The sequence below is a fragment of the Chryseobacterium sp. CS2K3 genome (assembly GCF_059515185.1).
In genome coordinates this window covers 174,854-188,030 of record NZ_JCAKRW010000003.1, presented here as the reverse complement: position 1 = coordinate 188,030, position 13,177 = coordinate 174,854, and the positions used below count along the sequence as shown (strand labels likewise).

The following is a 13,177-nucleotide window of genomic DNA, read 5'->3' as shown; positions in this document are numbered from 1 at the left end:
ATTTATCTTATAGTTTCTTTTTGTAGCTTAATAATTTGTTCCGCAAGTTCGATACCGATTTTCTCTTGCGCATCTATCGTATTTCCTCCTATATGTGGAGAAAGTGATAATGCAGGGTTCATAAGTAACGGAAGTTCCGGACTAGGTTCGTTTTCAAAAACATCTAATGCGGCTCCTGCCACTTTTCCAGATTCGATGAAGTCAATCAGCGTTACTTCATTGATGACACCACCTCTTGCAGTATTTACAATATAGACACCATCTTTCATTTTTTCAAACTGTGGTGTATCTATAATGTATTCATTGGTTTTTGGAGTATTGATACTGATGAAGTCTGCTTCTTTAAGGAATGTATCCATATCATTGGTAGAAGTGATTTCAAAGTTCACTGACTGTCCGTCAAAGAAATTCAGTGTAAGAACTTCTGTTTTTGGACTTCTTGTCAGTACCTGTACTTTCATTCCTAAGGCAATTCCTATTTTTACAACTTCCTGTCCAATGCTTCCAAAACCAATTACTCCTAATGTTTTTCCTGAAAGTTCATACGCATTGTTGAATGATTTTTTCATGGCATTGAAGTGAGTTTCTCCCTCCAAAGGCATTAGCCTGTTTGATTCATGCAGGAATCTCGCTAATGAAAAGAAGTGTCCGAAAACCAATTCTGCAACAGATTTTGAAGATGCTGTAGGGGTATTGATTACTTTTATCCCTTTGCTTTTTGCATATTCTACATCAATGTTGTCCATCCCGATGCCGCCACGACCTATTATTTTAAGCCCGGGACATGCGTCTATCAATTCTTGTCTTACTTTTGTTGCGCTTCTTACAAGAAGAACGTCCACATTATTATCGTTGATAAAATTAATAACGTGATCTTGGGCAACTCTATTGTCCAGAATTTCAATTCCGGCTTCTTTTAGTACCCGTTCTCCTGCTTTTGAGATTCCATCGTTTGCTAAAACTTTCATGTGTTATTGGATTTAAAGATTGAAAGATCTAAATATTTCAAAATTCTAAAACTGGGGCGCAAATTAATAAATTTAAATTAACTGCTTTTAAATCTTTCAATCTTTGAATTTTTTAATGCTTAAATTATTTGATAGATTTCATTACATCTACCAAAACCTGTACGCTTTCAATAGGTAAGGCGTTGTATAAGCTGGCTCTGTATCCGCCAAGGCTTCTGTGTCCGTTTAGTCCACTGATACCTGCAGCTTTCCATGCGTTGTCGAATTCTTCTTTCTTACTTTCATCTGTAATTTTGAAAGAAACATTCATCAATGAGCGGTCTTCTTTTACGCAGAATGTTTCGAATAGCGGATTGCTATCAATTTCATCGTATAAAAGTTTTGCTTTTGCTTCGTTTCTTTGCTCTGCAGCTGCGATTCCGCCATTCTTTTCAAGGTATTGAAGAGTTAATAGGGAAGCGTAGATAGGAAATACAGGGGGAGTATTGTACATAGATTCCTTAGAAATATGTTGAGAATAATCCAGCATAGAAAGCATATTTTCTCTTCCTGTCTTACCAAGGATTTCTTTTTTGATAACTACTAAAGTAACTCCTGCCGGACCCATGTTTTTCTGTGCTCCGGCATAGATTAAATCAAATTTAGAAAAATCAAGCTGTCTTGAAAAAATATCTGAACTCATATCACACACCATTAAAGTATCTACTTCCGGGAATGACTTCATCTGAGTTCCATAGATCGTATTGTTGGAAGTGCAGTGGAAGTAATCATATTCTGAACCTACTGAGTAATTTTTAGGAATAAAAGAATAGTTTTCTTCTTTTGAAGAGCCTACTACATCTACTGTACCTAATTTTTTAGCTTCCTTGATTGCTCCTGCCGCCCATGTTCCCGTATCCAGGTAAGCTGCTTTTCCGCCTACTTTCATCAGATTGTAAGGAACCATTGCAAACTGCATGCTTGCACCGCTTCCTAAATAAAGAACCTCATAATCATCTCCAAGGTTCATCAATCTTTTTACAATAGCACGCGCCTCGTCCATTACAGCAACAAAGTCTTTGCTTCTGTGAGAAATCTCAAGAAGAGATAATCCGATACCGTTAAAATCTAAAATCGCCTGTGCTGATTTTTCGAATACCTCCTGAGGTAAGATACATGGTCCTGCGCTGAAGTTGTGCTTTTTGTTCATATTTTTATTTTTTGGTTGCTTTGAAGTGTGATGTTCTCCGCTTAATTTTGGGTTTTATTTGATTTTTGGTTAAAAAAAGCCGCCTCACAGATGATGAGACGGAATTTTTTTATTCGCCGTGTAGGAATGCTTTTTTGCTAAGCAGAGCCTCCTCAGATTCTACGTGATCCTCATCAGGAACGCAGCAGTCTACCGGGCATACAGCCGCACATTGTGGTTCCTCATGGAATCCTTTACATTCTGTACATTTATCTGTTACAATGAAATACACATCATCACTTACAGGTTCCTGTGCTGCATCAGCATCCACAGTAAGTCCCGACGGCAATGTAATAGTCCCTTGAAGAGTAGTACCGTCAGAAGCTTTCCAATCTACAGCTCCTTCATATATTGCATTGTTTGGACATTCCGGTTCGCAAGCCCCACAGTTAATGCATTCATCAGTTATTTTAATAGCCATCGCTAATTTTTTTTAAATTTGCACAAAATTACAAAATATTCCCCAATTTTAAAGTAATTATGAATACCGAAAATCAAGTTTTAGGACTTATTAAATTAAGTGATTATATAAAAGCGTTTTTAGCGAAGAAATCAAAAGATCACAATGAAGATGATGCTGATATTGAATTATTATTAAAAAGATCAGAAATAGAGAATCCCTGGTTTACAGTTGATAATCAGAAATTTGCTTTAAAGCACTGGGCAGATTTGCTTACTGAAGAAAATATCAAAAACTGGCTTGAAAATTATTCTATTTCTAAAATTTCAAAAAGAGTAGGGTTAATTTTAGCCGGAAATATTCCTTTAGTAGGATTTCATGATGTGATTTCTGTGGTTTTAAGTAATCATATTCCGGTGATTAAGCTTTCTTCTAAAGATAAATATCTGATTCCGTTTTTATTAAAGAAGTGGAAAGAGTTTTCTGATGATCAGGTCTCGTTTGAATTTGTAGAAAAATTAGAGAATTTTGATGCTGTAATTGCTACAGGAAGTAATAATACGGCAAGATATCTTGAATATTATTTTAAAAATCATCTAAGTATTATCCGTAAAAACAGAACGTCTGTTGCTGTACTGAAAGGAGACGAAACAGATGCCGAATTACAGCTTCTTGCCAAAGATATTTTCCAATACTTCGGATTGGGCTGCAGAAATGTTACAAGAATTTTTATTCCTCAGGATTTCTTAATCGATAGATTGTTTGAAAATTTCTTAGGATTCCAGGATATTATTAATCATAATAAATATGCAAATAATTATGATTATAACAGAGCGGTTTATCTTCTGAATCAGGAAAAATTCTGGGATAATAATTTTGTAATGCTAAAAGAAGATGATAAGCTATTCAGTCCGCTTTCTGTGATCAATTTCAGTCGATATGAATCTTTGGAAGATGTGAAGAGCTTTATTACCGAAAACGAAGAAAATATTCAATGTATAGTCGCTAAAGATGAATTGGAACTGAATTCAATTGCATTTGGTGAAGCTCAGAATCCGGGGCTCGATACCTATGCAGATAATGTGGATACGATGAAATTTTTAGAAGTGGTCTGATTTTCGTATCTTCCATGACCTATTTCACCAAATAACAAATTGAATAGTATGAAAAAATTATTTTTAGGTCTGGCGATTATTGGCGGGCAGTTTATATTTGCCCAAAAAGTAGTGGGAGTGGAGGTTGAGAATAATCAAAAGAAAGAACTTCCTGCTACAATAAGTAAAGAAAAGGTAAATCTCTACGATAATAATTTCCAGAAATTTATCAAAGCTTTACAATCTTCAGATCAGAAAACTGTAGATGGGCTTCTTTCTGATAAAATAAGAAAGATTGCAACGGAAGATGTTCTTAAAAAAGTAAAGAACGGAATTGATTCTACCAAAAAACTGGAGGTTCTGAAAGTTGGATATTATGTAACAATGGATGGAGTGAGTCATCCGAACATTAAATATAAATATGCCGGAGATTCCTCATCAGTAGAGGTGGCAAGTGCTGTATTTGATGATGATGGTAAAATCCTTGGAGTGATGCCGGCTGCGAAAGACAAATAATTTTATTTCGAATTAAAATAAAAAAAATATTAACTATGATGACAGATGTTTTAGTTGCTCATTCTACTGAGGTAGAAAAGGCAAATTTTTACAAGAAAACATATTTGCATGTCGCATTATCGATTCTTGCATTTATTGGAGTTGAGGCTATTTTATTGAAAACTGTACCTGTAGAGATCATTGCGATGATGTTCCAAGGAAGACTTACTTGGTTATTGATCATCGGGGTTTTCTGGCTGGCTTCTATTTTAGCTTCTAAATGGTCCCTTTCACAAAGCAAATCAACTCAATATTTAGGCTTAGGGTTTTATATCTTACTGGAAGCGATCATTTTTATGCCATTGCTTTTTATTGCTGCTAATATGACAGGTGGAGCAAATGTGATCTTTCAGGCTGCTACTTTAACAATTGCTATGTTTGCAGGAATTTCCGGAGTTGCTTTTACTTCAAAGAGAGATTTTTCTTTTTTAAGAAATATCATTGTAATCGGTGGATTTATTTCTATTGGATTAATCGTTGGAGGTATGGCGTTCGGCTTTAACCTGGGATTATGGTTCTCTGTAGGAATGGTTATCCTGGCTTCAGCTACAATTTTATATCAGACCAGTAAGCTGAAAGATTCTTATGGTACGAACCAGTATGTGGGAGCTGCATTACAGCTTTTTGCTTCTATTATGCTTTTATTCTGGTATATTCTGAATATTCTGATGAGCAAAAGAAGCTAATTTGATGATCTTTTAGATTTAAATAATAGTCCTGATGAGTTTTTCATCAGGATTTTTTATTTCCGAGGAAATTGATTGGTTTGGTTTTTCTCGCAGATTATGCGGATTGAGCAGATTTTTTTTAACATGTGGCTAGGCGTATGTTTTGGTTGCGTTGAACTTTGATACTATGGTTTGTGTATTAGGCAGCAACCCTTGTCAAGGTTACGAACCTTGACAAGGATAACTAAAATTCAGCATCAAAATTCTGGATTTAATTACGTTGTGAATCCAAAAAATCCTGATGACATTTCATCGGGATTTTATGGGGTATTCTTTAATCATTCAGTGCTAAATATCGCCTTCAATAGGATTGAAGTCTTTATTTCAGATAAAAGTAGAGTATGGGTTAAAGAATAGGGAAGTATAGTGTTGAGGAAAACCTCAGTTTTTTTCTTTTGTGTTTTTATAAAATATTAAATGATAAAAACTACTTATCAATAGATCCTAAAACCTTTTGTGCAAAAGAGTTTAAAGCATCTTTTTCGCTCATTCCGTTCTTTACATTAGCGTGAACTTCCAAAGCTCCGCAAATATTGGTAATAAGCTCTCCTACTACATTTAAATCCTCTTCAGTTGTTCCTCTGAATTCGCTGAAGCTTTCTAGTACTTCCAATGTTTTTTCTAGGTTCTCAGGAGTCTGATTCTGATAGAATTGTCTGATTACTGGTAATTTCATTATGCTAATTCGTTAAAAAGGTTAATTAAACTTTCAGCCTGGTTAGATTGAACCTGGTTTACCAATTCACCGTTTTTAAAGATAGCGAATGTAGGCAGGTTATCTACTGTTGCTAATTTTCTGCTTTCAGGAAGTTTTTCAGCATCTACATATAAGAAAGGAATAGATTCGTTCTCAGATGCTAATTTTTTGAATTTAGGCTTCATGATTCTGCAGTTTCCGCACCATGTTGCGCCATATTGAACAACTACTTTTTCGTTGTCGTTTACTATATTCTGTAATGTATCTTCGGTTAATTCTGTGTACATAAGTTTATTTTTAAAAAATAAACAATGTAACAATCTAAAAATTTACCAATCTAACAATTCAAAAAAACTTTTAAAATTGTTATACTGTTAGATTGTTACATTGTTATATTAAAATTAAGATATTAATTTTTTGCTAAGTATTCTGCAGTAGAAGTTCTGTCAGCTTTCATAGCATCTTTACCTTCTTCCCAGTTTGCAGGACATACTTCACCGTGTTTTTGAACGTGAGTGTAAGCGTCAATTAGTCTTAAGAATTCTTTTACGTTTCTACCTAGAGGCATATCATTTACCGCTTCGTGGAAGATTTTTCCAGTCTCATCGATAAGGTAAGTCGCTCTGTAAGTAACGTTAGAACCTGTGAAGATTTCTTCACCATCTTCGCTATATTCGAAATCCTGGTCTACAATTCCTAAAACGTTAGCTAATTGTCTGTGAGTATCAGCTAAAAGTGGGTAAGTTACACCTTCGATACCTCCGTTATCTTTTGGAGTGTTTAACCATGCGAAGTGTACTTCGTTTGTATCGCAAGATGCTCCGATTACTTTAGTGTTTCTTTTTTCGAATTCACCTAAAGCCTCCTGGAAAGCGTGAAGCTCAGTAGGACATACGAAAGTGAAATCTTTAGGGTACCAGAACAAAAGAACTTTTTGTTGGTTGTTTGTTGCTTCTTCAAGGATGTTGATTCTTAAATCGTCACCCATTTCAGACATTGCGTCGATTGTTAAATTCGGGAATTTTTTTCCTACTAAAGACATAATTTTTTGTTTTTATATTTAAATTTCTGATGCAAATATAGAAAAGTTTTATCTATCGAACAAACGAATATCGATAAATAAAATCTATAATTGTTTTTGATATGCTGTTAAATAAAAAAGCCCTGAAATCAGGGCTTTCGTTTATATTAGTAACCGAATATTTCAGTTAAGTTGAGTTTTTTTACCTCACCTAATTTCTGCATATCCACTTCATTCACTTTATCTTGTGAAGCAATAATACAATACGTATAATTTTTATTTTTCATTTCATTATCGTGGAAGGTATTGATGTCTGCAAAAGAAAGTTTTGGAGCCTGTTCATAGACATTCTTTCTTATATCTGTATTATTTCCAAGTCTTTGCGCTTTCAGGTAAGAGAAAATGATACCGTCCTGAGAAATTCTTTCAGAAGCGATAGTTTTTTTCAATCCGCTTTTTGCTGTTTCAAACAACTGTTCAGATTTTGGAAGGGTAGTCAGAAGCTCGTTCATTGCTGTTGTAGATTCATTGAATTTATCAGCCTGAGTGCCTACATACGCCATGATCACATTCTTATCAGCTTTTTTGTTTGGAAGCGAAAAATAGGAATAGGTAGAATAAGCAAGTGCTTTAGATTCTCTGATCGTCTGGAAAACAATAGAACCCATTCCGCCACCAAAATAGTTATTGAATAAACTTACTGTAGGCGTAATTGTTGAGTTGTACTGATCTGAGTTTCTTGCCCAGAAAATTTCAGCCTGTACCATATCGTAATGAGCGAATAATACTTTGTTCTTATCCGTTGGGATCTGTACAAACGTTTTTGTCTTTGGCAGATCTTTAAGGGTTGCAGAAATTTTGTGAATAGGTTTTAAAGAAGCTACTGTTTCAGTGCCTGTTTTCGGACCGTAATAAAGTACTCTATGCTTAAAGTTAAACAGATCGTGAAGAATTTTTACTAAATCTTCAGCTTTCAAAGCATCAAGTTCAGCATCACTCAATACATTATTGAATGGGTTTTGTGCACCGTATTGAGCATAGCTTCTTAACCCAGCCATAATGGTTGCTTTGTTCTGTTTAGCATTCGCTCTTGCTTTTTTCAATCTGGCTTTGTAAGCGTCTAATGCTCCCTGATCTGCTTTACAGTTTTTAATCAAATCCTCAAATAAAGCAATTGTCTGATCAAAGTTTTCATTCAGACCTTCCAGAGATACATAGGTTTCTTCGTTTCCTGCGCTTACATTGAAGCTTGATGCCAATTTGTAGAACTCTCTACTGATGGTTTCGGAAGATTTATCTTTGGTTCCAAGATATTGCAGATATTCTGCAGCTAGCGGAAGCATCTTGTTGTTCCATTTCCCGGAATCAAAATGATAGTACATTCTGAATAATGCATTGTCTGTATTTTTTACAGAAAGCACATCTACCTCGCCTAATTTATTTTTAGCAATATCCTTGTCGTAGTTGAGCCATACGGGAGCAATTGCTTTTTCCGGCATTTCATCTATTTTCTTAAGGAAAGAAGATTGGTCTTCTCTGTTTACGGAAACAGGAGTAATAGTAGGCTTATCTACTTTTACAATGCTCTTATCTTCGCCTTTTTTCTTATAAACAGCTACATAGTTGTTGCTTTGAAGATATTTAGCAGCGAATTCCATGATGTCTTTTTTAGTCAGACTGGAAATCTCTTCGATGTATTCAAGATTTGCTTTATGATCTACTTCAGAAGTAAACTCATCCATCAAGATGCTTGCTCTTGAAGAATATTTTTCATCCTTTTGAATTGTATTCTTCTTTTCATTGTTTACAATAGATTGAATCAAGTCATCAGAAAATTCTCCTTTTCTTAATTTATCGATTTCCTGAAGAAGAAGATTTTTGACTTCATCCAAAGATTGCCCTTCGGTAGGTTTTCCCTGTAAAAGTAATACTGAATAATCTTTTAGGGCATAAGGGAAAGCGAAAGCAGCTAACAGTTTTTGTTTTTTTACGAGATCAAGATCAATTAATCCAGCCTGTCCGTTGGTAAGCATGCTTCCTACAAAATTAAGTAACCTTGCATCTTTTGTTGACGCTCCTGGAAATCTGAAACCAAGCATTACACTTTCTGCATCGGGTCCTACAACTTCTTTAATTACAGGTGAAGCAATAGGATTTTCCTTTCCTATTTTATATTCAGGGACAGGTTTCGTTTTCATGTAAGAAAAAGCCTTGTCTATTTTGGCAATAACTTCATCCGGGTTGAAATCTCCGGACATGATGATTCCCATATTGTTGGGAACATAATAATTATTGTAATACTCTCTGATAGCATGTAGAGAAGGGTTTTTAAGGTGCTCAATTGTTCCGATTGTAGTTTGTTTTCCGTAATTGTTATTAGGGAAAAGATTGGCAAACATCATATCAAAAACCTTATCTCCGTCATCATCCAGCGTTCTGTTTTTTTCTTCATATACCGCTTCAAGTTCAGTGTGGAAAAGTCTGAGAATAGGTTCTCTGAATCTTTCAGACTGTAGAGCAAGAAACTTGTCAACAACGTTAGAAGGGATATCTTCTGTGTAAACCGTCTGCTCGAAAGAAGTGAAGGCGTTGGATCCATCAGCACCCATTCCTGCCATCATTTTATCATATTCGTTGGCAATTGCAAATTTGGCAGCTTCTCCGGAAACCCTGTCAATTTCTTTATAGATTTCCTTTCTTTTACCTTCGTCTTTCGTCTGATTGTATTTTTCGTAAAGAGCATCAATCTGATCTAAAAGTGGTTTCTCTTTTGCCCAGTCTTTGGAACCGAACTGCGTTGTGCCTTTGAAAAGCATATGTTCCAGATAGTGAGCAAGACCTGTATGGTCTGCCGGATCGGTTTTACTTCCTGCTTTTGTTGCAATGTAGGTTTGGATCCTCGGTTCTTTGCTGGTTGGGCTTAAAATAACCGTTAATCCGTTTTTCAGCGTGTAATATCTCGCCGAAGTAGGGTCGTTTGTTACATACTTGTACTTATACCCGTTGGCTGTAGCTTCTTTCCATTGGAAATCCTGTCCGAAAGCATGACCTGCAAAACTTGCTGCGGCAATACTTGTAGCGATTGTTAGTTTTTTTAACAAATTCATTGTAATGGTTGTGTTTTTATTTACCTTTTTTTAATGCTTAATTAAATTGGTCTAATAAATCCTTGATTCGTTTCATAGCCTTTCTTAAATCTTCTTCAGAAGCAGCATAAGAGAACCTGATACATTCCGGGCTACCGAATGAAAAACCGCCTACACATCCTACGTGAGCGTTTTCTAGCAGGAACATTGCGAAGTCATCAGAATTTTTAATTTCTGTTCCGTTCAGTGTTTTTCCGATATAATGTGAAATATCCGGGAAGAAATAAAACGCTGCTTTTGGAAGCAATACTTTAAACCCTGGAATTTCTTGGATTAATTCATACACAAGATCTCTTCTTTTTTTGAAAGCATCAATCATGTATCTGTATTCTGAAGGATCAGTTTTTAATGCGGTAATAGAAGCTCTCTGAGCTACAGTATTGGCACCGCTTGTCATTTGTCCCTGTACTTTTTCGCAAGCTTTTGCCAGCCATTCAGGGCATGCAGAATACCCGATTCTCCATCCTGTCATTGCAAAAGCTTTCGACATCCCGTTGATTACGGCTGTCTGTTCATAAACCTCCGGAAACTGAGCGATAGAAGTTGTTTTTGTCTCATAGTTGATGAATTCATAGATCTCATCAGAAATAATTGTCACATGAGGATATTTAGCAACTACTTTTGCAATAGATTTTAATTCGTCATAAGTATAATATCCTCCGGAAGGATTACATGGAGAGCTGAAAAGAATTGCTTTTGTCTTATCAGTGATAGCTTCTTCAAGCTGTTCGGCTGTAACTTTAAAATCAGTAACATAAGAGGTAGGAAGCATTACAGAATTTCCACCCATCATTTTTACCATTTCATCGTAGCTTACCCAGTAAGGAGCAGGAAGTAAAACTTCATCACCATCATTGATGATAGCAGCTAAAACATTTAAAATAGCCTGTTTGGCACCATTGGAAACACAGATTTGTGTGGGTTTATATTCTAAATTATTGTCTCTTTTTAATTTATAAGCAATTGCCTCACGCAGTTCAAGGAATCCAGGAACAGGAGAGTAGTGGCTGTAGTTTTCATTAATGGCATCGAAAGCTGCCTGTTTGATATTATCCGGTACATCGAAATCCGGTTCACCAAGAGTTAAGCTGATCACGTCTATTCCGCTGGCTTTCATTTCTCTGGCTTTATTAGACATTACAAAAGTCTGTGAGTATCCTAATTTTTTTACTCTGTCCGAAAGTTTATCCATGTATTTTTTTTTGAATTTTAACAAATATATAATAAAAAGGTCTTGCAGGAGAAATAAAAAGAGTGCTGGTTTAAAGATTTTTATCAGGTTGAAATCTTATTTTGAGGTAAGCGAAGATGGTGTTTTTATCAAAAAGCTTTAAAAAATTCTAGTTCTACAACAATTTTTGAAATTATATCGCAAAAAGTCTATTTTGATGTTATTTTATCTATATTTGGTGATATAATAAAGCACACTTGATTCAATGAAAAAAAATATCTCGAACTCCGAGAAGATTTCTGGGAACCATATCTCAGGCATCAATCGAGTTATTAAGCTCGATATAATTGCAGGGGGAAAGCCTATCAATCATTTTAAATATTTCCGTTTGCAACAAAGCGCAAAAACTCATCATAGCTTTGAACTTATCTTGGCTCATGATTCTTTAAATGAACCCCAAAACTACAATCTTGAACAGGCAAGACAGTTCATGGGAAAACGCCTGACCGTCACATTCAAATACAAAGATCCGGAGCATGAAAATCCTGAAAGAACGTTTGTAGGAATCATTACCAATGTATCCTTCAGTAAGGAGAAGATGAGCTTAGGAAATATTGTACTCAAAGGTTACAGCCCTACCATTCTGATGGATTCTGCTCCACATACTCAAAGTTTTGGAGGAAGTCAATCTGTAAATACATCTATTATTGCAGACAGGGTAATCAAAGAAACATTGGGTACAAATGATTTTGATTTCAGGGTAGCTACTCAAAACAACAGCTATATCAATTACAGCGCGCAATATTGCGAAACCCATTATAATTACCTTGCAAGAATTGCAGAAGCCTATGGTGAGCAGTTTTATTATGATGGTGAAGTGCTGCATTTTGGAAAACTTCCACCTAATGAAAAGCCTATAAAACTCATTGATGGGAGTAACGTAAATGATGTTGCCATTGAACTAAAAGCTATACATACAAAACCTGAATACTTTGGGTATAACAGCAGCAGTCATACAAAAATGCTGGGTGTTGATAACCGGATCAAGCATTTAGGTGAGTTATCTGGCAAAGCGTATGAGTTGAATGATACTATCTTTAAAACCCGTTCATTAACTCCTACTCCGATTAATGCCAATATGTTTCGTGATGTAGATGATTCCCAGAAGAGTGCAAGAGGAAGTAAAGCCGTAGATGTTTTTACAGTTTCAGGAGAAACAACGGTTCCGTTTCTATATATTGGTTGTGTTGCTGATTTAGCAATGAGAAAGCGAGATAGCAATCAAACCTCACATTTTACAACTTTAATGATTACAGAGGTAAATCATGAAGTTGATGCCAGAGGATATTATACAGGAAGTTTTGAAGCGATTGCTGAAGGAACAGGTTTTATGCCTAAGCCTACCTTTGAAATGCCTAAAGCTGAGCCACAAGTAGCAACCGTTATCTCGAATGTTGACCCTTTAAATCAAGGAAGAATACAAGTACAGTTCGATTGGCAATTAAATGATACCACAAGTTTTATCAGAATGATGAGTCCTGATGCAGGAGGAACAGATGCTATAAGTCAGAACAGAGGATTTGTAGCCATTCCTGAAATTGGAGACCAGGTGATGATTGGCTTTGAGTATCACAATCCAGATTTCCCTTTTGCTATGGGCGGAATGTTCCATGGAAATGTTGCTCTTGGAGGCGGAGTGAATAATCATCTTAAATCTATTCAAACCAGAAGCGGGATTCGTATTTTGATGAATGATGCTGAAGGTAGTGTAAATATTATTGATCCAAGTGGTAATACTTATTTGATGGATGGGCAGGGAAATATTGCGGTGACTGCGCCTAAGAATATGACGTTTAATGCTGGGGAGAATATGAATATAAACGTTGGGAAAAATATGACAACAACTATTGGACAAAATCAAATAACATCTGTTACACAAAACATCACAATTTCTGCTGGTAATGATATTTCTGAAACAGCAACAGGAAACCGAATGGAGATATCCAATAGTAGAACTGAAATAGCTGACGACATTGCACTAAGACAAGCAAAAAAAACTGAAACCTTTTCTGGTGCAATAGATATTACAACCACAGAAGAAAACATTACAATGCAAGGAGCTAAGACCATTGAGTGGAATAGTGGCGAAAAATCTAATCTTTACTAGTT

General features: G+C 35.6%; 12 protein-coding genes. 4 read left to right on the top strand and 8 right to left on the bottom strand.

All coding sequences use genetic code 11. The features are described 5' to 3' along the window. Positions 1-2: 2 nt before the first annotated feature. From AC5YGG_RS06175 to AC5YGG_RS06165, 3 genes are all read right to left on the bottom strand, one after another. Entirely contained in the window at positions 3-968 is a 966-nt protein-coding gene (locus AC5YGG_RS06175) for a D-2-hydroxyacid dehydrogenase (RefSeq protein WP_496143607.1), read from the bottom strand. 124 nt (positions 969-1,092) lie between these two features. Continuing rightward, positions 1,093-2,157 carry a 3-phosphoserine/phosphohydroxythreonine transaminase gene (serC, locus tag AC5YGG_RS06170; protein WP_496143606.1) on the bottom strand — a complete coding sequence of 355 codons (1,065 nt, stop codon included), beginning with the start codon at positions 2,155-2,157 and terminating at the stop codon, positions 1,093-1,095. Positions 2,158-2,266: 109 nt separating this feature from the next. Next, positions 2,267-2,617, bottom strand: coding sequence for a 4Fe-4S binding protein (locus AC5YGG_RS06165; RefSeq protein WP_496143605.1), 351 nt, complete (start codon positions 2,615-2,617; stop codon positions 2,267-2,269). Between the two features lie 59 nt (positions 2,618-2,676). On the opposite strand from AC5YGG_RS06165, the gene AC5YGG_RS06160 reads away from it, so the two are divergent. The 3 genes from AC5YGG_RS06160 to AC5YGG_RS06150 are packed head-to-tail and all read left to right on the top strand — an operon-like array spanning position 2,677 to position 4,931. Continuing rightward, positions 2,677-3,711, top strand: a complete 1,035-nt coding sequence (locus tag AC5YGG_RS06160; RefSeq protein ID WP_496143604.1) for an acyl-CoA reductase — start codon at positions 2,677-2,679, stop codon at positions 3,709-3,711. A 48-nt stretch (positions 3,712-3,759) separates the two neighbouring features. Next, on the top strand, positions 3,760-4,206 hold the full coding sequence (locus AC5YGG_RS06155) for a peptidylprolyl isomerase (protein ID WP_496143603.1): 447 nt from the start codon (positions 3,760-3,762) through the stop codon (positions 4,204-4,206). Positions 4,207-4,241: 35 nt separating this feature from the next. After that, entirely contained in the window at positions 4,242-4,931 is a 690-nt protein-coding gene (locus tag AC5YGG_RS06150) for a Bax inhibitor-1/YccA family protein (protein ID WP_496143602.1), read from the top strand. Positions 4,932-5,400: 469 nt separating this feature from the next. On the opposite strand, the gene AC5YGG_RS06145 is transcribed toward AC5YGG_RS06150, so the two are convergent. The 5 genes from AC5YGG_RS06145 to AC5YGG_RS06125 all read right to left on the bottom strand — a co-directional run bounded on the left by AC5YGG_RS06145 (position 5,401) and on the right by AC5YGG_RS06125 (position 11,029). After that, positions 5,401-5,649, bottom strand: coding sequence for a DUF6952 family protein (locus AC5YGG_RS06145; protein ID WP_496143601.1), 249 nt, complete (start codon positions 5,647-5,649; stop codon positions 5,401-5,403). Further along, the gene (locus AC5YGG_RS06140) at positions 5,649-5,957 is read right to left on the bottom strand and encodes a thioredoxin family protein (protein WP_496143600.1); all 309 of its coding nucleotides are present in this window, start codon (positions 5,955-5,957) and stop codon (positions 5,649-5,651) included. Before AC5YGG_RS06140 ends, AC5YGG_RS06145 begins: the two co-directional genes overlap by 1 nt. Before the next feature lie 122 nt (positions 5,958-6,079). Beyond that, a complete protein-coding gene (locus AC5YGG_RS06135) occupies positions 6,080-6,712 on the bottom strand; it encodes a peroxiredoxin (RefSeq protein ID WP_496143599.1) in 633 nt (210 codons plus the stop codon). A 146-nt stretch (positions 6,713-6,858) separates the two neighbouring features. Next, positions 6,859-9,798, bottom strand: coding sequence for a M16 family metallopeptidase (locus AC5YGG_RS06130; RefSeq protein WP_496143598.1), 2,940 nt, complete (start codon positions 9,796-9,798; stop codon positions 6,859-6,861). 37 nt (positions 9,799-9,835) lie between these two features. Further along, entirely contained in the window at positions 9,836-11,029 is a 1,194-nt protein-coding gene (locus tag AC5YGG_RS06125; RefSeq protein ID WP_496143597.1) for a pyridoxal phosphate-dependent aminotransferase, read from the bottom strand. Positions 11,030-11,273: 244 nt separating this feature from the next. On the opposite strand from AC5YGG_RS06125, the gene AC5YGG_RS06120 reads away from it, so the two are divergent. After that, a complete protein-coding gene (locus AC5YGG_RS06120) occupies positions 11,274-13,175 on the top strand; it encodes a type VI secretion system Vgr family protein (RefSeq protein ID WP_496143596.1) in 1,902 nt (633 codons plus the stop codon). Positions 13,176-13,177 lie beyond the last annotated feature (2 nt).